The organism is Paraburkholderia sp. BL6665CI2N2 (assembly GCF_004366535.1).
GTDB lineage: Bacteria > Pseudomonadota > Gammaproteobacteria > Burkholderiales > Burkholderiaceae > Paraburkholderia.
In genome coordinates this window covers 4,539,222-4,558,358 of the sequence record NZ_SORC01000001.1, presented here as the reverse complement: position 1 = coordinate 4,558,358, position 19,137 = coordinate 4,539,222, and the positions used below count along the sequence as shown (strand labels likewise).

21 protein-coding genes are annotated in these 19,137 nt (G+C 62.1%); 19 read left to right on the top strand and 2 right to left on the bottom strand.

From position 1 onward, the window contains the following. The first annotated feature begins 552 nt into the window (after positions 1-552). The 4 genes from B0G81_RS20285 to B0G81_RS20270 are packed head-to-tail and all read left to right on the top strand — an operon-like array spanning position 553 to position 3,670. Positions 553-1,578, top strand: coding sequence for an RluA family pseudouridine synthase (locus tag B0G81_RS20285; RefSeq protein ID WP_134138133.1), 1,026 nt, complete (start codon positions 553-555; stop codon positions 1,576-1,578). After that, complete coding sequence (locus B0G81_RS20280; protein WP_134138132.1) at positions 1,571-2,230, top strand: HAD-IIIA family hydrolase; 660 nt, start codon at positions 1,571-1,573, stop codon at positions 2,228-2,230. Before B0G81_RS20285 ends, B0G81_RS20280 begins: the two co-directional genes overlap by 8 nt. Then, positions 2,227-2,631 carry a Rieske 2Fe-2S domain-containing protein gene (locus B0G81_RS20275; RefSeq protein WP_134138131.1) on the top strand — a complete coding sequence of 135 codons (405 nt, stop codon included), beginning with the start codon at positions 2,227-2,229 and terminating at the stop codon, positions 2,629-2,631. The genes B0G81_RS20280 and B0G81_RS20275 overlap by 4 nt, the downstream gene beginning before the upstream one ends. A 34-nt stretch (positions 2,632-2,665) precedes the next feature. Next, entirely contained in the window at positions 2,666-3,670 is a 1,005-nt protein-coding gene (locus B0G81_RS20270; RefSeq protein ID WP_134138130.1) for a S49 family peptidase, read from the top strand. 89 nt (positions 3,671-3,759) lie between these two features. Here B0G81_RS20270 and B0G81_RS20265 read toward each other — a convergent pair whose 3' ends face one another. Together B0G81_RS20265 and B0G81_RS20260 are read right to left on the bottom strand one after the other, a co-directional pair. Further along, entirely contained in the window at positions 3,760-4,479 is a 720-nt protein-coding gene (locus tag B0G81_RS20265; RefSeq protein WP_134138129.1) for an SAM-dependent methyltransferase, read from the bottom strand. Then, positions 4,476-5,093, bottom strand: a complete 618-nt coding sequence (locus tag B0G81_RS20260) for a Maf-like protein (RefSeq protein ID WP_134138128.1) — start codon at positions 5,091-5,093, stop codon at positions 4,476-4,478. Before B0G81_RS20260 ends, B0G81_RS20265 begins: the two co-directional genes overlap by 4 nt. Before the next feature lie 258 nt (positions 5,094-5,351). Between B0G81_RS20260 and B0G81_RS20255 the strand changes: the two genes are divergently transcribed. The 15 genes from B0G81_RS20255 (at position 5,352) to lepA (ending at position 19,122) form a co-directional block, all read left to right on the top strand. Then, positions 5,352-5,993: a DUF177 domain-containing protein gene (locus B0G81_RS20255; RefSeq protein WP_134138127.1), complete on the top strand. Its 642-nt coding sequence runs from the start codon at positions 5,352-5,354 to the stop codon at positions 5,991-5,993. Between the two features lie 101 nt (positions 5,994-6,094). Beyond that, positions 6,095-6,274: a 50S ribosomal protein L32 gene (gene rpmF, locus B0G81_RS20250; protein ID WP_006051932.1), complete on the top strand. Its 180-nt coding sequence runs from the start codon at positions 6,095-6,097 to the stop codon at positions 6,272-6,274. A 172-nt stretch (positions 6,275-6,446) separates the two neighbouring features. Then, entirely contained in the window at positions 6,447-7,553 is a 1,107-nt protein-coding gene (plsX, locus tag B0G81_RS20240; protein ID WP_106283764.1) for a phosphate acyltransferase PlsX, read from the top strand. Further along, on the top strand, positions 7,553-8,542 hold the full coding sequence (locus B0G81_RS20235; protein WP_134138126.1) for a beta-ketoacyl-ACP synthase III: 990 nt from the start codon (positions 7,553-7,555) through the stop codon (positions 8,540-8,542). Before plsX ends, B0G81_RS20235 begins: the two co-directional genes overlap by 1 nt. Positions 8,543-8,653: 111 nt before the next feature. After that, entirely contained in the window at positions 8,654-9,589 is a 936-nt protein-coding gene (fabD, locus tag B0G81_RS20230) for an ACP S-malonyltransferase (protein ID WP_134138125.1), read from the top strand. 99 nt (positions 9,590-9,688) lie between these two features. Beyond that, the gene (fabG, locus tag B0G81_RS20225; RefSeq protein ID WP_134138124.1) at positions 9,689-10,438 is read left to right on the top strand and encodes a 3-oxoacyl-ACP reductase FabG; all 750 of its coding nucleotides are present in this window, start codon (positions 9,689-9,691) and stop codon (positions 10,436-10,438) included. A 151-nt stretch (positions 10,439-10,589) separates the two neighbouring features. Continuing rightward, positions 10,590-10,829 carry an acyl carrier protein gene (gene acpP, locus B0G81_RS20220; protein WP_004197638.1) on the top strand — a complete coding sequence of 80 codons (240 nt, stop codon included), beginning with the start codon at positions 10,590-10,592 and terminating at the stop codon, positions 10,827-10,829. A gap of 232 nt (positions 10,830-11,061) precedes the next feature. After that, positions 11,062-12,300 (top strand): beta-ketoacyl-ACP synthase II, encoded by a 1,239-nt coding sequence (gene fabF / locus B0G81_RS20215; RefSeq protein WP_106283835.1) that lies wholly within the window; start codon positions 11,062-11,064, stop codon positions 12,298-12,300. A gap of 14 nt (positions 12,301-12,314) precedes the next feature. Continuing rightward, positions 12,315-12,800, top strand: a complete 486-nt coding sequence (locus B0G81_RS20210; RefSeq protein WP_347877465.1) for a hypothetical protein — start codon at positions 12,315-12,317, stop codon at positions 12,798-12,800. A 101-nt stretch (positions 12,801-12,901) separates the two neighbouring features. After that, positions 12,902-13,501, top strand: coding sequence for an RNA polymerase sigma factor RpoE (gene rpoE / locus B0G81_RS20205; RefSeq protein WP_006051939.1), 600 nt, complete (start codon positions 12,902-12,904; stop codon positions 13,499-13,501). Positions 13,502-13,585: 84 nt separating this feature from the next. Next, positions 13,586-14,206: an RseA family anti-sigma factor gene (locus B0G81_RS20200; RefSeq protein WP_134138123.1), complete on the top strand. Its 621-nt coding sequence runs from the start codon at positions 13,586-13,588 to the stop codon at positions 14,204-14,206. A 4-nt stretch (positions 14,207-14,210) separates the two neighbouring features. Next, positions 14,211-15,254, top strand: a complete 1,044-nt coding sequence (locus B0G81_RS20195) for a MucB/RseB C-terminal domain-containing protein (RefSeq protein WP_106283832.1) — start codon at positions 14,211-14,213, stop codon at positions 15,252-15,254. A gap of 35 nt (positions 15,255-15,289) precedes the next feature. Next, positions 15,290-16,807 (top strand): DegQ family serine endoprotease, encoded by a 1,518-nt coding sequence (locus tag B0G81_RS20190; RefSeq protein WP_106283760.1) that lies wholly within the window; start codon positions 15,290-15,292, stop codon positions 16,805-16,807. Further along, the gene (locus B0G81_RS20185; protein ID WP_134138122.1) at positions 16,804-17,067 is read left to right on the top strand and encodes a glutaredoxin family protein; all 264 of its coding nucleotides are present in this window, start codon (positions 16,804-16,806) and stop codon (positions 17,065-17,067) included. The genes B0G81_RS20190 and B0G81_RS20185 overlap by 4 nt, the downstream gene beginning before the upstream one ends. Before the next feature lie 261 nt (positions 17,068-17,328). Beyond that, positions 17,329-19,122: a translation elongation factor 4 gene (lepA, locus tag B0G81_RS20180; protein WP_106283758.1), complete on the top strand. Its 1,794-nt coding sequence runs from the start codon at positions 17,329-17,331 to the stop codon at positions 19,120-19,122. Positions 19,123-19,137 lie beyond the last annotated feature (15 nt).

The following is a 19,137-nucleotide window of genomic DNA, read 5'->3' as shown; positions in this document are numbered from 1 at the left end:
GGCACATGCGAACACGGCTTCAAATAACGACCCGACACGCCGCGGGTTCTGCCGGCCGACCTTCATAAGCCTTCGTCCACTCGCGCCGGTGCGCCAACTGGGCGCGTGACCGGAGGGTCGAAGGCTGCGGTCGTGCCGCAACGGGAAGTTCGCGCAGTCGGCGCGTCTTTTCCTGCTGGGGGTGTCTCGCCTCATTTTGACGTCGCCATGTCTTGTATTTTCTACAAGACGCCTTGGGCGCACGCCGTATTTTCGCAACCTGCAGCTTCGTACAGCAGGGCGTCAGACCGCCCGATACCGAAGCTGAAAGTTAAATTCTTTTTTACCAAAATTCCGTTACCGTCGAAGCCGACCTTGACCGAACGCGCCTGTGGGCGCCGTCCCTGCCGGGTGCTGACTTCGTGCGTGCAACTTGTTGCATCTCATTTTCAGGGTGAGCAACCAGACCCCGGCGCAAGTAAAATAACGGTTTATCGCTTGCACCTGCGCAATCCGCCCGAATTCCGGACACTGCGCCGGCCGCCGCAGACTGCTGGGCAAATTATATTCAGAATGAAAGAGTTAGGCAAAATATCCCAGAAATCGGTCGCAAGCGACCAGGTCTCGATGATCGAAATCGATGACGGCGCGGCCGGACAGCGCATCGACAACTTTTTGTTGCGCGTCTGTAAAGGCGTGCCGAAAAGCCATATTTACCGCATCCTGCGCAGCGGGGAAGTGCGTGTGAATAAGGGCCGGATAGACGCGCAGTACCGTCTCGAACTGGGAGATCTGGTGCGCGTGCCGCCCATCCGCGTCGCTCAGCCGAGCGAAACGGCCTCCCAAGCGCCAGTCCCGGCCGCGCATTTCAAAATTATTTTTGAAGATGACCACATGCTGGTCATCGACAAACCGGCCGGCGTCGCGGTGCATGGCGGCAGCGGTGTCGCGTTCGGCGTGATCGAGCAGATGCGCGAGGCGCGTCCGCAGGCAAAATTTCTCGAACTGGTGCATCGGCTGGATCGTGAAACGTCCGGCATCCTGATGCTCGCCAAGAAGCGTTCGGCACTCGTCAATCTGCACGAGCAGATTCGCGAGAACAAGATGGACAAGCGCTACTATGCTTGCGTTCACGGCGACTGGGCGAGCGACTGGGGCCGCCGCCGCGCGGTCAAGGAGCCGCTGCACAAGTACTTGACGGCTGACGGCGAGCGCCGCGTGCGCGTGCAGTCGGACGGCCTTGCGTCGCATACGGTGTTCAATCTGATCGACCGCTGGCCGGAATACGCGTTGCTCGAGGCGGAACTGAAGACCGGCCGCACGCATCAGATCCGGGTCCACTTGCAGCATCTGGAACTGCCGATTGTCGGCGACGCCAAGTACGGCGACTTTGCCCTTAACAAGGCACTGGCGCGTGCCAACGCCAAGCCGGGCCTGAAGCGCATGTTCCTGCACGCTTACCGGCTGAAGCTCGCGCATCCGGCAACCGGCGCGCCGCTGCAGTTCGAGGCGCCGCTGCCGGCCGAATGCCGCAGCTTTATCGCGCAACTCAACGAACTACGAAATGGGTCACACCCGGAGACGACACCGCATGGCTAGAGAGCAATTTGATCTGATCGTCTTCGACTGGGACGGGACACTGATGGATTCGACCGCGCACATCACGCGCAGCATCCAGTCGGCGTGCCGCGACCTCGGTCTTCCGGTTCCCGCCGACGAGGCGGCCAGCTATGTGATCGGCCTCGGCTTGCGCGACGCGCTGCAGATTGCCGCGCCCACGCTCGATCCGTCGGACTATCCGCGGCTGGCCGAGCGTTACCGCTTCCATTATCTGGTGAAGGACCAGACCACCGAGCTGTTCACCGGCGTGCGCGAGATGTTGCAGGAACTGCGCGATCAGGGCTATTTGCTGGCCGTGGCGACGGGCAAAAGCCGCGTCGGGCTGAACCGCGCGCTGGATCAGTCGCGCCTGACGAGCCTGTTCGACGGCACGCGCTGCGCCGACGAAACGTTCTCGAAGCCGCACCCGGCGATGCTGCACGAATTGACGCGCGAATTGGGCCAGGACAATGCGCGCACGGTCATGGTCGGAGATACGACGCACGATCTGCAAATGGCGATCAACGCGGGCGTCGCGGGTATCGGCGTCACGTATGGCGCGCATCCTGCGGATTCGTTGGGCGCGTTGTCGCCGAAGTTCGTTGCGTCGAGCGTCAGCGTGCTGTCCGGCTGGCTGCGAGAGAACGCATGAGCACCGCCGCCACGCAAGCGCCGGAGGAGGCGGTTCGCGTCTGCGCATCGGACGAACTGCTCGACGGCGGCGCGGGCGTGCGCTGTGCGGCGAAGCTCGGCGGCGACGACGTCGTCGTGTTTTTTGTCCGCTACGACGGCCGCGCGTACGGCTACCTGAACCGCTGCGCGCACGTTCCGACGGAGCTGGACTGGGCCGAAGGGCAGTTCTTCGAATCGTCCGGTTTATACTTGATGTGCGCTACACATGGCGCGATTTACGCGCCTGATACGGGCAAATGCGTCGGCGGTCCGTGCCGCGGCGGCAGGTTGCGGCCGGTTCAGGTGGACGAACGCGATACGCCGGAAGGCCGAGCCGTTTTCTGGCTGCCGGACGGCGAACTGCGCCCGGCCACACCCTGATTTTTTCTCTTCTTCGATCTTTCCACTGCACCGCATGTCCGACAATTTCACTCCCGAGCCGAAGGAACCGTCCCTGAATGGCCGCCCCCGTACGCCTGCCGATGAGCCGGGTTGGGAACGCGCCGCGCTCGAGCGTATCGCGCTCGCGGCGATCAATGAGCAGCGCGCGGCGCGGCGCTGGAAGATTTTTTTCCGCTTTGCGTTTCTGGTCGTCGTGCTACTCGCGATATGGGTAGCCATCGACTTCTCCGGCGACAAGGTAGCCGCCACCGGCCGGCACACGGCTATGGTCACGCTTGACGGTGAGATATCGGCGGATAGGAACGCAAACGCGGAAGATATCAACACAGCGCTGCAGAGCGCGTTTGATGATGCGGGCACGGCCGGCGTGATCTTGCGCTGCAATAGTCCGGGCGGCAGCCCGGTGCAGGCGGGCATCATCTACGACGAAATTCGCCGTTTGCGCGCGAAATATCCTTCAATTCCGCTCTACGCGGTCGTGGGCGACATGTGCGCGTCGGGTGGTTACTATGCGGCCGCGGCCGCCGACAAGATTTATGTCGATAAGGCAAGCATCGTCGGTTCGATCGGCGTGCTGATGGACAGCTTCGGCTTCACCGGCCTGATGGATAAGCTCGGGATTCAGCGGCGCTTGCACACATCCGGTGAGAACAAGGGCTTTTTCGATCCGTTCTCGCCTGAAACGCCGAAGATGGACGAACATGCTCAGGATATGCTCGATCAGATCCACGCGCAGTTTATCGAAGCGGTTCGTCAGGGCCGCGGCAAACGCCTGCATGAAACGCCCGACATGTTCTCCGGCCTTTTCTGGACTGGCCAGAAGAGCGTCGAACTAGGCCTTGCCGACGGTTTGGGCGACGCGGATTACGTGGCCCGCGACCTGTTCAAAGCGCCGGATATCGTCGACTACACCGTAAAAGAGAGCATTACGGACCGTGTTGCTCGCAAGTTCGGCGCGGCGGTTGGTAGCGGCGCGGTTCACGCCATGGCACTCGGTGAGAAGATGAATTTGCGGTGAATTATTGGTGACAATTCCAAGAAGCGCCGCGCGGTCCCCGTTTCGACGATCGCGCGGCGCTTTTTTTGCTGCGTCGTTGTCCGACCCAGTCAAACGGCCAGGATCAGGAAAATAGCCGGACGCTTGTGCAGATCGATCGCCGGTTTTTTCTTCCAGTCGGCCACCGTACGGCTGGCGATCGTTTCCGTCTCGAGCGTTAGGTCCACTGCCACGCAAACGAGCGTGGACGGCGCGCAAGTCGCCAGCAGTGTGGCGAGCAATGCGCGGTTGCGGTACGGCGTCTCGATAAAAATTTGCGTTTGCTTGCCTTTGCGCGACTGCTGCTCCAGATCTCGCAGACGCTTGGCGCGCTCCGTGGCGTCAACCGGCAGGTAGCCATGGAACGCAAAGCTCTGCCCGTTGAGCCCTGACGCCATCAAAGCCAGCAGAATCGAGCTCGGGCCAACGAACGGCACGACCTTCACGCCGCGTTCATGAGCGCGGCGCACCAGCAGAGCGCCGGGGTCGGCGACCGCCGGGCAGCCCGCTTCGGAAACAAGACCGGCGTCGGTGCCCGCCAGAAGCGGCGCAAGCAGCTTGTCGATCTCGCCGGCCGGCGTATTCACATTCAGTTCGCGAATCTCGATTTCCTGGATCGGCCGTTCCGTGCCGACTTTTTTCAGGAAAGCCCGCGTGGTTTTCGCGTTTTCGCCAATGTAATAGTGAAGCGACGCGGCACGGGCGCGGACCGGCGCGGGCAGGACGGCGTCGAGAGCCTCGGTATCGCCTTCGCCTAATGTATTTGGAATCAGATAGAGCGTACCGCTCATTGAGCCCCCAATAACGGATAACCCACTGCGAGCAGCATGCGCGACAGCGCGATCAACGGCAGGCCGACGAGCGCGGTCGGATCGTCGGAATGGATGGCTTCGAGCAAGGCAATGCCGAGCCCCTCGGATTTGGCGCTGCCGGCGACGTCGTACGGCGTTTCGGCCAGCAAATAGGCTTGCAGAGCGGCATCCGGCAGATCGCGGAAATGCACGCGGGTGATCACGTCGACGGCTTGCACGGTGCCGGAGCGACTGTCGAACAGGCACAGCGCACTATGAAACAGCACTTCGCGGCCGCGCATCGCCTGCAATTGCGCGAGCGCCTTGGCGTGCGAGCCGGGCTTGCCGATCTGCAGGCCGTCGTAAGTGGCGACCTGGTCGGAGCCGATCACGAGCGCGGCTTCGCTGGCGCCGAGTCCGCCGGCGACCGCGCGCGCTTTGGCTTGCGCAAGCCGCAGCGCGGTGACTTCCGGCGTTTCGCCGGCGAGCGGCGTCTCGTCGATTGCGGGCACGACGACATCGAACGGCACGCGCAGGCGTTCGAGCAGTTCGCGACGATAAGGCGAACTCGACGCCAGAATCAGGCGTGGCGGGCGATTGGGAGAATCAGGCATGGGTTAATCGACGGCTAGGGAGGCGGGGCGTACAAGCTTGCGCGAAGCTCGCGTGCGTACGGGCTTAAGTGTTTGACTCGAAAAGACAAAACGGATATGATTTCGGGCTTTTCATCGGTATGCTTGCGCTAGGCGAGTCTCGGTGCGTGCCGTGCAGTGATCACTGCGGGCAAATACAAGAGTCTCACGGGCTGTCTCGCAAATCGGTTATACCTCGCGGTTATATACGGCGAAATCCTTGCCGACGCAGGAGCGCACATGACTCAACATCCTGGCAACCCTGCAGGTCTATCCGACCCGCACGATATCGATCTGTTCGAATTCGCGCGGAGTGGGCGTCAGGCCGCGGGAGTCGTGCGCGTCTTGCAACTGCCGCGCATGTTAAACGAAGTCCCGGCAGAAGCGCCAGACCGCGATGCCGCGTTCACCTGGCAAGCCGAGGGGGCGACGCAGCCGGAATTGCAGGACGACGGCACCGAGGGTCCCCAGCCTTATTTGCGGATGGCGATTCACGGCGCTGCATGGCTCGAATGTCAGCGGTGCATGACACCGTACCAGCAGGCATTCAACGTCGATGCAACTTACCGGATCGTCAACACTGAGGCGGAAGCCGAAGAGTTTCCGCTCGACGAGGATGAAGTCGAAGTGATCGTGGGTTCGAACCATTTCGATCTCATCGACTTGATCGAGGAAGAATTGCTGCTTTCCTTGCCGCTCGTGCCCAAGCACGAGATGTGTCCCGAAGTGCACGAGAGCCTCGTCTCTGGTGTGGCCGGTGCCGAAGGCGAGGGCGACGAGGGCGCACTGGACGAAGCAGGTGAGGGCGGCGAGCCCGAACGGCCCAATCCGTTTGCGGCGCTCCAGAGTCTCAAGCGCGGCGAGCCGGACAAGAAGCACTGAACAGTTGCATTGGAGCGCGATGCGGGCGCATTGGCCACTCGGCCAGTGGCGGACACCGAGTCGGGCTGTGTTAGAATCCGAAAAATTTTTAGGAGTTAGTCATGGCAGTTCAACAAAACAAGAAGTCGCCGTCGAAGCGCGGCATGCACCGTTCGCACGATTTCCTGACGGCAGCGCCGCTGGCCGTGGAACCGAGCACGGGCGAAGTGCATCTGCGTCACCACGTTAGCCCGAACGGCTACTATCGCGGCAAGAAAGTCGTCAAGACGAAGAACGACTAATCGTTTCACTGCGTTGCGCCTTGTGGCGTTTCGCGTGGCGATCGGCTCGCTTGACATTTTCCCGGCTCGGCAAAAAGGCGGCATTCAATTGCCGCTTTTTTGTGTCGATTGCAGTTGGCGCTCCGGCGCTTGCTATGATCCCATGCAGGGCGTCTGAAATTCGTCGCACTCCATGACAGTAAAGCTCACGATAGATTGCATGGGAGGCGACCACGGCCCGTCCGTGACCGTTCCCGCTGCCGTCAACTTCGTTCGATCGCATCCCGATGCTGAGCTGCTGCTCGTCGGCATCGAAAGTGCGATTCGTGCGCAGCTGAAGAGGTTGAAGGCTCAGGACCTGCCGGCGCTGACCGTCGTACCCGCTTCCGAGATCGTCGCCATGGACGATTCGGTCGAAGTCGCGCTGCGCAAGAAAAAAGATTCCTCCATGCGCGTGGCGCTAAACCGCGTCAAGGAAGGCGAGGCGCAAGCCTGCATTTCCGCCGGCAATACCGGCGCGCTGATGGCGGTTTCGCGTTACGTGCTGAAAACGCTGTCGGGCATCGAACGCCCGGCCATCGCGTCGGCACTGCCCAATCCCAATGGCTACACGATGATGCTCGACCTGGGCGCCAACGTCGATTGCGAGCCGCAGCATCTGCTGCAGTTCGCGGAGATGGGGCATGCGCTCGTGTCCGCGCTCGAGGGCAAGGATCGGCCTACCATCGGCCTGCTCAACATCGGCGAAGAAGTCATCAAGGGCAATGACACCATCAAACGTGCCGGCGAACTGCTGCGCGCGAGTACACTTAACTTTCACGGTAACGTTGAAGGCAACGATATCTTCAAGGGCACGGTCGACGTCATCGTCTGCGACGGTTTTGTCGGCAATGTCGCGCTGAAGACGTCGGAAGGCCTCGCGCAGATGCTGTCCAACATCATCAAGGAAGAGTTCGGCCGTTCGTGGCTCACCAAGGTGATGGCGGTGCTCGCCTTGCCGGTATTGATGCGCTTCAAGAAACGCGTCGATCATCGGCAATACAATGGCGCCGCGTTACTCGGCCTGCGCGGGCTGGTGATCAAAAGCCACGGTTCGGCGGATGCTTACGGGTTTGAGTGGGCTATCAAACGCGGGTATGATGCCGTCAAAAACGGCGTGCTGGAACGCCTTGCGCGAGCGATGGAAGAGAATGCGGGTTCTCTCGAACAGGCGGCGCGCGACGCGAGCGGTGCGGGTCACGCAAGCCCGATCGCCGGCCAGCCAGCCGAGCCCTACGCTGCGCAATCCTCGAAGGCATAATGGCTCAATCGACAATTTATTCCCGCGTGCTGGGCACCGGCAGCTATCTGCCGCCCGACCGCGTCACCAATCAGGATCTGGCCGAACGTCTCGCCAAGCAAGGTGTCGAGACGAGCGACGAGTGGATCGTCGCCCGCACGGGCATTCATGCGCGCCACTTTGCGGACCCTGATGTCACGACTAGCGATCTCGCGCTCATCGCTTCGCAACGCGCGATCGAGGCAGCGGACATCGACCCGCAGTCCATCGATCTGATCATCGTCGCTACCTCCACGCCGGACTTCGTGTTTCCGAGCACGGCGTGCCTGTTGCAGAACAAACTCGGCATCAAGAACCACGGCGCGGCGTTCGACGTGCAAGCCGTCTGTTCCGGGTTTGCCTACGCGGTGGCCACGGCGGACAGCTTCATTCGCAGCGGTCAGCATCGCACGGCGCTCGTGATCGGCGCGGAAACCTTCTCGCGCATTCTCGACTTCAACGACCGCACTACCTGCGTGCTGTTCGGCGACGGCGCGGGCGCGGTGATCCTGCAGGCATCCGAACAGCCGGGCGTGCTGGCCAGCGCATTGCACGCCGATGGCAGCCACTCGAACATTCTCTGCACGCCGGGCAACGTGAACGGCGGTGTCGTGGCGGGCAGCGCGTTCCTGCATATGGACGGGCAGGCGGTGTTCAAACTCGCTGTCAACGTGCTCGAAAAAGTCGCGGTCGAAGCGCTCGAGAAGGCCAATCTGTCGGCTGAACAGATCGACTGGCTGATTCCGCATCAGGCGAATATCCGCATCATGCAAAGCACCTGTCGCAAGCTCGGTTTGCCGCAGGAACGCATGGTCGTCACGGTGGGCGAGCACGGCAATACGTCGGCTGCGTCCATTCCGCTCGCATTCGACGTCGCGGTGCGCGACGGCCGCATCAAGCGCGGCCAGAACGTGCTGATCGAAGGTGTCGGCGGCGGCTTCACGTGGGGCGCGTCGGTTATCCGCTACTGATGGCGGCGACGTTGCAGCGAGCGCTATTCGCAGCGCTCGGCTGCGTATGAGCGCGCTCGCCGTCAACCGGGCGCGCCACCCACATCTGACTAAATCGATTTTGGGGACGATATGAAATTTGCGTTCGTTTTTCCTGGGCAGGGTTCGCAGTCGGTCGGCATGCTCAACGCATTCGCCGATCACGCGATCGTGCGCGAGACGGTTCAGGAAGCCTCCGACGCGCTCAACCAGGATCTCGGCAAACTGATCGCCGAAGGCCCCGTCGAAGATCTGAACCTCACCACCAACACTCAGCCGGTCATGCTGACCGCCGCTTACGCGATGTATCGCGCGTGGCTGCAGGCAGGCGGCCCGAAGCCCGCGATCGTCGCGGGCCATAGCCTCGGCGAATACACCGCGCTGGCCGCGGCGGGCGCGATCGCGTTTCGCGATGCCGTGCCGCTCGTGCGTTTTCGCGCGCAAGCCATGCAAACGGCGGTGCCGGTCGGTGAAGGCGGCATGGCCGCGATTCTCGGTCTCGACGATGACGCAGTGCGCGCGGTGTGCGCCGAGGCGTCGGTCGCGGGCGTGGTCGAAGCGGTGAATTTCAATGCGCCGGCGCAGGTCGTGATCGCAGGGAACAAGGCTGCGGTTGAAAAGGCCTGCGAAGTCGCGAAGGCGAAGGGCGCAAAGCGCGCGTTGCCGCTGCCGGTCTCGGCGCCGTTCCACTCGTCGCTGCTCAAGCCCGCGTCGGATCAGTTGCGCGAGTATCTGGCGAGCGTCGAGGTGCAGGTGCCGGCGATTCCGGTCATCAACAACGTCGATGTCGCCGTGGTCAATGAGCCGGCCGGGATCAAGGACGCGCTAGTGCGCCAGGCGGCCGGTGCGGTGCGTTGGGTCGAAAGCGTGCAGGCCATGTCGGCTCAAGGCGTCACGCACGTGATCGAATGCGGGCCGGGCAAGGTCCTTGCGGGTTTGACCAAGCGTATCGACGGCAATCTGGTCGGCGCTTCGATCTTCGATCCGGCTTCGCTCGAAGAAACGCTCAAACTCGTGAAAGCAGGCTGAACGCAACGTCGCGCCGCGCCTGGCAGCAGGCGCTCCGCGACGGCATCAGGATTCCGCATCAGAATCAATCAGCCCTCCGAAGGGCATCCGGACTGACAGATGGAAAAGACTCTCGACAAGCAGATTGCAGTCGTCACTGGCGCCTCGCGCGGCATTGGCCGTGCAATCGCCATGGAACTGGCGCGCCAGGGCGCGACGGTGATCGGCACGGCGACCAGCGAAAGCGGCGCGGCTGCCATCAGCGAAGCGTTTAACGCGGCGGGCGTGAACGGCCGCGGTGCAGTGCTCAACGTCAACGACGCGGCTGCGGCGGAAGCGCTGATCGACGGCACGGTGAAGGAATTCGGCGCGCTGCACGTGCTGGTGAATAACGCCGGCATCACGCAGGATCAGCTCGCCATGCGCATGAAGGACGACGATTGGGACGCGGTGGTCGACACCAACCTCAAGTCGGTATTCCGTCTGTCGCGCGCGGTGCTGCGCCCCATGATGAAGGCGAAGGGTGGCCGCATCATCAATATCACGTCGGTGGTCGGCTCGGCCGGCAACCCAGGGCAGATCAATTACGCCGCCGCGAAAGCGGGCGTGGCGGGCATGACGCGCGCGCTCGCACGCGAGATCGGCAGCCGCGGCATCACGGTCAACTGCGTCGCGCCGGGTTTCATCGACACCGACATGACCAAGACTCTGCCGGAAGAGCAGCAAACGGCGCTGAAGACGCAGATTCCGCTGGGCCGCCTCGGCAGCCCGGAAGATATCGCGCACGCCGTGGCGTTTCTGGCATCGCCGCAAGCCGGCTATATCACTGGCACGACGCTGCATGTGAACGGCGGAATGTACATGTCGTAACCAAATTCGGTTACTATCCGCGCCTTGATGCGTTTGTAAATGCGTAAGGCGTATGCCTTGACAGCAACCCGATGCGCCGCTTTTTTGCCGGGTCAAACCTGATAAAATGCGCGCACCTGTATTTTTGAACTTCTTTTCCCTTGGAGGGGTAATGGACAATATCGAACAGCGCGTCAAGAAGATCGTCGCAGAACAACTGGGCGTTGCAGAAGCTGAGATCAAGAACGAAGCTTCGTTCGTGAACGACCTCGGCGCCGACTCGCTCGACACCGTTGAACTCGTGATGGCCCTCGAAGACGAATTCGGCATGGAAATTCCGGATGAAGAAGCCGAGAAGATCACCACCGTTCAGCAAGCGATCGACTACGCTCGCGCGAACGTCAAGGCCTAAGGTCATTCGCGCCCGCGTTTCTGCGTTGGCGGCGTATGACGCCCTGCCGTGTCGGTTGCCGACGCCAGCAGGGGTGGTGCTTTTTGCCGCGCGTTTTGCCAAGCAGGAGCCAGCGATGTCGACAGCGCAAGTTTTCGCGCGATTGCCGAGTTAAACAGCCACAGGGCATACAGGGCAGGTTCCTGTGGCCGCTGTGGCTTTTGCTTTTGTCATCTATGAAAAAGGGGTTACCGTGAGCCGCCGTCGTGTTGTTGTTACAGGCCTGGGGCTGATTTCGCCTGTTGGCAATAATGTTGCCGACGGCTGGGCCAATCTGGTCGCCGGCAAGTCGGGTATTGCCAATATCACGAAGTTCGATGCGTCGAACTTCTCGACTCGTTTCGCCGGCGAGGTGAAGGGCTTCAATATCGAGGACTACATCCCCGGTAAGGAAGCGCGCCACATGGATACGTTCATCCATTACGGCGTGGCTGCAGGCATCCAGGCGATGCAGGACAGCGGCCTCGAAGTGACCGACGAGAATTCGGAGCGTATCGGTGTGGTGGTGGGTTCGGGCATCGGCGGCTTGCCGATGATCGAAGTGACGCAAACCGAACTGCTCAATCGCGGCCCGCGCCGCATTTCGCCGTTCTTCGTGCCGGCGTCGATCATCAACATGATCTCTGGCCATCTGTCGATCAAGTTCGGCATCAAGGGTCCGAATCTGGCGATCGTGACGGCATGTACCACCGGCCTGCACTGTATCGGCGAGGCTTCGCGCCTGATCGAATACGGCGACGCCGACGTGATGATCGCGGGCGGCGCGGAATCGACCGTGTCGCCGCTCGGTATCGGCGGCTTTGCGGCGGCGCGCGCGCTGTCGCAACGCAATGACGATCCGGCAACCGCGAGCCGTCCGTGGGACAAGGATCGCGACGGTTTCGTGCTGGGCGAGGGTGCGGGTGTGATGGTGCTCGAAGAGTACGAACACGCGAAAGCGCGCGGCGCGAAGATTTACGCCGAAGTCAGCGGCTATGGGATGAGCGGCGACGCCTATCACATGACCGCGCCGCTGGAAGACGGCGACGGCGCTCGCCGCTGCATGCTGGCCGCGTTGAAGAACGCGGGCATCAACACGGATCAGGTGAATTACCTGAACGCGCACGGCACGTCCACGCCGCTCGGCGACCTGGCTGAAACCACCGGCATCAAGCGTGCGTTCGGCGATCACGCGAAAGACATGGTGGTGAACTCGACCAAGTCGATGACGGGTCACCTGCTGGGCGGCGCCGGCGGTCTGGAGTCGGTGTTCACCGTGCTGGCCGTGCATCATCAGGTGTCGCCGCCGACTATCAACATCTTCAATCAGGATCCGGCCTGCGATCTGGACTACTGCGCCAACACCGCGCGGGAGATGAAGATCGACGTCGCGCTGAAGAACTCGTTCGGGTTCGGCGGCACGAACGGCACGCTGGTCTTCAAGCGCGCCTGATCGCCCGATAGTTGGTGACGCGTCAGTCAACGGCGCCGGCTGTGCCGGCGCTTTCCCCTGAATCGGTCCAGCCCGGCGGAGCGCCGCAGCGGATTGCGCTGCGGCGCTCCGTCGCCGTCTGGGCTGCGTTAGGGGTTTTCGTTCTGACGGCGACATCGGCCGTCTTTGCTTGTCTCGCGTCGCACCTGGGCACGTGGCAGGCCGTTCCGTTGACGCTCGCCGCGTGGGCATGGCTCGCGCTTTGCGCGCTTCGGTACGAGCGCGCGCAGCCTGTCGCGTTGAAAATCGGGCCGGACGGATTGTCTGTCTCGGGCCGGACGGGTGCGCTGCTGGCGCAGGGGCGTATTGCCGGATGTTCGCAGTGGAGCGGCCGCTTGCTGATTCTTGCGCTGATGCCGGAACGGGGCCGCACGCGTACGGTACTGCTTGCCGCCGACGCGCTCCCGGCGCCGGTTTTCCGGGAACTGGCCGTGCTGGGCCGACGTGGCGCCGGCGCCTGACTGTAACGACTGTAACCGCTGTTACCGGCGTAACGTGCCCTCATGACGGGAACGCTACAATGGTGCCCCGCTATGCGCCCTATAGTTAACGGATTTATCAGGTGAGCGAAAAAGAAATTGATCAGGTGCTGGTCGAACGCGTCCAGAAGGGCGACAAGGCCGCGTTCGAGCTACTGGTCTCCAAATACCACCGCAAGATTCTCCGGCTGATCTCGCGTCTCGTGCGGGATCCCGCCGAGGTAGAAGACGTCGCTCAGGACGCCTTTATCAAGGCGTACCGGGCGTTGCCGCAGTTTCGCGGCGAATCGGCCTTTTATACGTGGTTGTACCGGATTGCCGTGAACACGGCAAAGAACTACCTTGCGACCCAAGGACGACGCGCGCCGACCTCGACCGAAGCAGATGCTGAAGAAGCTGAAACTTTCTCGGACGCGGACCAACTAAGGGATATCAACACGCCTGAGTCGATGTTGATGAGCAAGCAGATCGCTGAGACGGTCAATGCTGCGATGGCGGTTTTACCGGAAGAGTTGCGCACCGCCATTACTCTTCGTGAAATTGAAGGTTTGAGTTACGAGGAAATCGCTGAGATGATGGGTTGCCCAATCGGCACAGTCAGATCGCGAATTTTCCGCGCTCGCGAAGCCATTGCGGCAAAATTGCGTCCGTTGCTTGACACACCCGAAGGCAAGCGCTGGTAAACCACCAGCGCTGCTAGATGGGGCGCGGGTGCAATATCTGGATTAGTGGTGTCACTACGGGGTATTTGTAAGATGGGGAGCATCATGGGGTCGGTCTCGATGCAATCGCAAGCCAGCTCGCGCGGCGAGCGTCTGTCCGCTTTTGTCGACGGTCAGCTGTTCGGCGAAGAGCATCTGAATCTGGACACGTTTATTTCTGGGCTGAACGGCGAGGATCGCGCCGCCTGGTCGAGCTATCACCTGATCGGCGACGCATTGCGTTCCGACGATCTGGCGGTCAGCCCGGCGGCGAGCAGCGCGTTTCTCAGCGGTTTCGCCGCGCGCCTCGACAACGAACCGCACGTGCTGGCGCCCGCCGCCATGCCGGTTGCGCGTCGTTTGCTGGCGTTGCGTCGCCGGGTCGTGCCGGCGTTTGCCGTCGCGGCTGCGGCTGCCACGCTGACGTGGATCGTCGTGCCGCAGCTGCAAGGTGTGCCGGGCGGTCCGGGCGCGTCGCAAATCGCGTCGGTTCAGCATGGCGACTCGCTGCAACGCGTGGCCATGGCGCCGGCTGCGGTCCAGCCGGTCGCGCAAGACGCCAACATCATTCGCGACGCCAGTCTCGACCAGTATCTGGAAGCTCACCAGCAATTCGCGCAACAACCGGTCATGCCGGGCTCGATGCCGCTGATTCGCGCTGCCGCCGTTTCTACGCAAGGCCAATAGTTTGATGCAGACTCCGCGGTTGAATAAAACGACTATCTGGGGGCGGCTGCCGGCATTTCTGTTCTGCGCAGCCGTATTGTTGTCCGCTACACCGCGGGTCTTTGCACAAACTGACGACCCGCTCGTTGCCCGTCGCACGGCCGCGGATCTGCTCGATCGCATCCATCAGGCTGCGCAACAGCAGAATTACGAGGGCGCGTTCGTCTACCAGCGCGGCAATTTCGTTCAGACGTCGCGGATCGCGCACTACGCGACCCGTGCGGACGGTGAATTCGAGCAACTCGAAAGCCTCGACGGCAAGCCGCGAAAAATGCTGCGTCATAACGACGAGCTCTACACGTTCGTGCCGGAGCGGCACTTGTGCGTCGTCGAGAAGCGTCAGAATAAGGATTCATTTCCAGCGCTGCTGGCCGTGAGCGGCGAGCAGGTGCTATCGGTTTACGAGCCCAAGCTGCTCGGCGACGACCGCGTCGCGGGCGTCGACAGTCAGGTGATCGAACTCGATCCGAAAGACGCGTATCGCTTTGCGTACAAGCTGTGGGCCGACAAGAAAACCGGCCTGCTGCTGCGTGCCCAGACGCTTGACCCGAATGGTCAGGTGCTCGAGCAACTGTCGTTTTCCCAGATTCGCATCGGCGTGCCGGTCGACAAGGCCGGCATCGTCAACGGTATTCGTAATACGGCGGGGTGGACCGTGGTGCGTCCGCCGGTCGAGCCGGTCGACATGGCCGCGCAAGGCTGGCAGATCACGCCGACGGTGCCGGGCTTCCGCAAGATTCGTGAACTGCGCCGTCCCATGGCCGCGCGCGATCCGGGTCAGCCGACCATTCCGGTGGACCAGGCGGTGTTCTCCGACGGCCTCGCAGCCATTTCGGTATTCGTCGAGCCGGTCGAAAACAACACGCGCAAGGAAGGCGCGGGCAGCAGCGGCGCTACGCACGTGCTCGTCAAGCGTCGCGGCGACTTCTGGATTACTCTGCTTGGTGAAGTGCCCCAGGCCACATTGCAGCAATTTGCGTCTGCCATAGAATACAAAGCTCCGAAGTAATCCTCCGAATCCTGAATCCCTCGGCTTGCTACGATATGACGACTTTCTCGGTGCGCAAATTCCTCGCGGCCGCGGTGGTGGCGGCTTGTTTGCCGCTCGTACCGCATACGGCGTCGGCGGCTCCGGCCGCCAATCTGCCCGACTTCACTGATCTGGTCGACAAGGTCGGCCCGGCGGTCGTCAACATTCGCACGACTACACGCGTGTCGAACAGCGGTGCTCGCGGCGGTTTGCCGCCGGGTATGGACGACGGCGACATGTCGGAGTTTTTCCGGCGCTTCTTCGGCATTCCGTTGCCGCAGTCGCCGCAATCGCCCGGTGCGCCCGGTTCGCCGCGTGGCGGCGACAACGGCGGCAGTGGCGGCAGCCAGGACTTGCCGGATAACAGCGATGCCGAGCAGAACAGCGGCGTCGGCTCGGGCTTCATTCTGTCGGCGGACGGCTACGTGATGACCAACGCGCACGTCATCGACGACGCGGACACCATTTACGTCACACTCACCGACAAGCGCGAGTTCAAGGCGAAGCTGATCGGCGTGGACGATCGGACCGACGTCGCCGTCGTGAAGATCAGCGCCGCCAATCTGCCGACCATCACGATCGGCGACTCGAACAAGGTGCGCGTGGGCGAGTGGGTCGTGGCGATCGGTTCGCCGTTCGGTCTTGAGAACACGGTGACGGCCGGCATCGTCAGCGCCAAGGGGCGCGATACGGGCGATTATCTGCCGTTCATCCAGACCGACGTGGCCGTCAATCCGGGCAATTCGGGCGGTCCGCTGATCAACATGCAGGGCGAGGTGATCGGCATCAACTCGCAGATCTACAGCCGCACGGGCGGTTTCATGGGCATCTCGTTCGCGATTCCGATCGACGAAGCCATGCGCGTGGCCGATCAGCTGAAGGCGTCGGGTAAGGTCGTGCGCGGGCGGATCGCGGTAGCGATCGGCGAAGTGACCAAAGACGTGGCCGACTCGCTCGGCCTGCCGAAGGCGCAGGGCGCGCTGGTCAGCAGCGTCGAACCGGGTGGCCCGGCAGACAAAGCCGGCGTGCAGCCGGGCGACATCATCCTGAAGTTCAACGGCCATTCGGTCGACACTGCAACGGACCTGCCGCGCATGGTCGGCGACACCAAGCCGGGCACCAAGTCGACGATCACGATCTGGCGCAAGGGCCAGACGCGCGATCTGCCGGTGACGATCGCCGAGATGCAGCCGGACAAATCGGCCAAGGCGGATCAGAAGAAACCGCAACCGCCAAAGCAGCGCGCCACCAACGCGCTGGGCGTGGCCGTCAGTGATATCCCCGCCGACCAGCTGAAGGCGTTGAAGCTGCGCAACGGCGTGCAGATCGACGCCGCGGACGGTCCCGCAGCGCGCGTCGGCTTGCAGAAGGGCGACATCATCCTGCGGGTGGGCGATACGGACATCACCAGTGCGAAGCAGTTCGACGAGGTGAGTTCGCACCTCGATCCGCAGAAGATGGTCGCGCTGCTGGTTCGCCGCGGCGAGAACACGCAGTTCGTGCCGGTCCGGCCGCGCAGCGTCCAGAAATGACGAAGGCGGCGCCGCTCACGCTCTACGGGCGCGCGTGGTGCCACCTTTGCGACGACCTGCGTGCCGCGCTCGAGCCGTTGCTGGCCGAATTCGGCGCGCAGGTCCAGGTGATCGACGTCGACACCGATCCCTTGCTGGAAGCCCGTTACAACGAACTGGTGCCGGTTCTGGTCTGCGACGGCGTCGAACTGTGTCACTATCGCCTCGACGAAGCGCGGGTTCGTGCCGCGCTCGCCGCACGGGTTGGGGCCAGGCCCTGAGTTCGACTCAAGGGTTCGAACACAGCGCCAACGCCGCGCCGTTCACATCGAGCTTCACGTCTCTCCTGTCGACCCGAGTTGTCGCCTTAGCGCCTTACTCTGGTCCCATGCAACCCGGTTGCTGAGCCGTCTTTTCCGCCCGAGCTTCGCAAGATGCGCCGAGCGATAGCCTTTTCGGCTAAAATAGATAGGTTTTTCACCTACTTACAAGGCGTGCTCCGCTATTGTCCGAGCGCGCCTTTTTTGCTTGATCGGCACTGAATGGATCATATTCGTAACTTCTCGATCATTGCGCACATCGACCATGGCAAGTCGACGCTCGCCGATCGCATCATCCAGATTTGCGGCGGCCTGTCCGACCGCGAGATGGAATCTCAAGTGCTCGATTCGATGGATCTCGAACGCGAGCGCGGCATCACCATCAAGGCACAAACCGCCGCACTGACATACAAAGCCCGTGACGGGCAAGTCTACAACCTGAACATGATCGACACGCCGGGCCACGTCGACTTCTCGTACGAAGTCAGCCGCTCGCTGTCTGCATGCGAAGGCGCGCTGCTGGTCGTGGACGCGAGCCAGGGCGTGGAAGCGCAAACCGTGGCCAACTGCTACACGGCGATCGAGCTTGGCGTCGACGTGATTCCGGTGCTCAACAAGATCGATCTGCCGGCCGCGAACCCTGAAAACGCGATCGCCGAAATCGAAGACGTGATCGGCATCGACGCGACCGACGCCACGCATTGCAGCGCCAAGACCGGCCTCGGCGTCGAAGACGTGCTCGAAGCGCTGATCGCCAAAGTGCCGCCGCCCAAGGGCGACCCGGAAGCGCCGTTGCAGGCGCTGATCATCGACTCGTGGTTCGACAACTACGTCGGCGTCGTGATGCTGGTGCGTATCGTCAACGGCACGCTGCGTCCCAAGGACAAGATCCGCATGATGGCGACCGGCGCGCAGTATCCGGTCGAACATGTCGGCGTGTTCACGCCGAAGTCGAAGAATCTCGAATCGCTGTCGGCCGGGCAGGTGGGTTTCATCATCGCCGGCATCAAGGAATTGGCTGCGGCGAAGGTGGGCGACACCGTCACGCTCGTGAACCGTCCGGCCGCCGAGCCGCTGCCGGGTTTCAAGGAAGTGAAGCCGCAGGTGTTCGCCGGTCTCTATCCGGTCGAAGCAAACCAGTACGACGCGCTGCGCGATTCGCTCGAAAAGCTGAAGCTGAACGACGCCTCGCTAATGTACGAGCCGGAGGTGTCGCAGGCGCTTGGCTTCGGTTTCCGTTGCGGTTTCCTCGGTCTGTTGCATATGGAGATCGTGCAGGAACGGCTGGAGCGCGAGTTCGACATGGACCTGATCACCACGGCGCCGACCGTGGTGTACGAAGTCCTGCAGCGCGACGGCACGACCATCATGGTCGAGAATCCGGCCAAGATGCCGGAGCCGTCGAAGATCGAAGAGGTGCGCGAACCGATCGTCACCGTGAACCTGTACATGCCGCAAGACTACGTCGGCTCGGTGATCACGCTGTGCACGCAAAAGCGCGGCACGCAGATCAACATGCAGTATCACGGCCGTCAGGTGCAGTTGACCTACGAAATCCCGATGGGCGAAGTCGTGCTCGATTTCTTCGATCGTCTGAAGTCGATCTCGCGCGGCTATGCGTCGATGGATTACGAGTTCAAGGAATACCGCGCGGCAGACGTCGTGAAGGTCGACATGCTGATCAACGGCGACAAGGTGGACGCGCTGTCGGTCATCGTGCACCGCTCGCAAAGCCAGTACCGCGGCCGTGAAGTGGCGTCGAAAATGCGTGAACTGATTCCGCGCCAAATGTACGACGTGGCGATTCAGGCCACCATCGGCGCGAATATTATTGCGCGCGAGAACATTAAAGCGTTGCGTAAGAACGTGCTGGCAAAATGCTACGGCGGCGATATCTCGCGTAAGAAGAAGCTGCTGGAAAAGCAAAAGGCAGGCAAGAAGCGAATGAAGCAGGTGGGATCGGTCGAGATTCCGCAAGAGGCTTTCCTCGCGATCCTGCGTGTCGAAGACAAATAAGACGAACAACGAAGA

Coding starts and splice junctions, on each gene's coding strand:
- B0G81_RS20285 (WP_134138133.1), top strand. CDS start 553: ATGAAAGAGTTAGGCAAAATATCCCAGAAATCGGTCGCAAGCGACCAG.
- B0G81_RS20280 (WP_134138132.1), top strand. CDS start 1,571: ATGGCTAGAGAGCAATTTGATCTGATCGTCTTCGACTGGGACGGGACA.
- B0G81_RS20275 (WP_134138131.1), top strand. CDS start 2,227: ATGAGCACCGCCGCCACGCAAGCGCCGGAGGAGGCGGTTCGCGTCTGC.
- B0G81_RS20270 (WP_134138130.1), top strand. CDS start 2,666: ATGTCCGACAATTTCACTCCCGAGCCGAAGGAACCGTCCCTGAATGGC.
- B0G81_RS20265 (WP_134138129.1), bottom strand. CDS start 4,479: ATGAGCGGTACGCTCTATCTGATTCCAAATACATTAGGCGAAGGCGAT.
- B0G81_RS20260 (WP_134138128.1), bottom strand. CDS start 5,093: ATGCCTGATTCTCCCAATCGCCCGCCACGCCTGATTCTGGCGTCGAGT.
- B0G81_RS20255 (WP_134138127.1), top strand. CDS start 5,352: ATGACTCAACATCCTGGCAACCCTGCAGGTCTATCCGACCCGCACGAT.
- rpmF (WP_006051932.1), top strand. CDS start 6,095: ATGGCAGTTCAACAAAACAAGAAGTCGCCGTCGAAGCGCGGCATGCAC.
- plsX (WP_106283764.1), top strand. CDS start 6,447: ATGACAGTAAAGCTCACGATAGATTGCATGGGAGGCGACCACGGCCCG.
- B0G81_RS20235 (WP_134138126.1), top strand. CDS start 7,553: ATGGCTCAATCGACAATTTATTCCCGCGTGCTGGGCACCGGCAGCTAT.
- fabD (WP_134138125.1), top strand. CDS start 8,654: ATGAAATTTGCGTTCGTTTTTCCTGGGCAGGGTTCGCAGTCGGTCGGC.
- fabG (WP_134138124.1), top strand. CDS start 9,689: ATGGAAAAGACTCTCGACAAGCAGATTGCAGTCGTCACTGGCGCCTCG.
- acpP (WP_004197638.1), top strand. CDS start 10,590: ATGGACAATATCGAACAGCGCGTCAAGAAGATCGTCGCAGAACAACTG.
- B0G81_RS20200 (WP_134138123.1), top strand. CDS start 13,586: ATGGGGTCGGTCTCGATGCAATCGCAAGCCAGCTCGCGCGGCGAGCGT.
- B0G81_RS20195 (WP_106283832.1), top strand. CDS start 14,211: ATGCAGACTCCGCGGTTGAATAAAACGACTATCTGGGGGCGGCTGCCG.
- B0G81_RS20190 (WP_106283760.1), top strand. CDS start 15,290: ATGACGACTTTCTCGGTGCGCAAATTCCTCGCGGCCGCGGTGGTGGCG.
- B0G81_RS20185 (WP_134138122.1), top strand. CDS start 16,804: ATGACGAAGGCGGCGCCGCTCACGCTCTACGGGCGCGCGTGGTGCCAC.
- lepA (WP_106283758.1), top strand. CDS start 17,329: ATGGATCATATTCGTAACTTCTCGATCATTGCGCACATCGACCATGGC.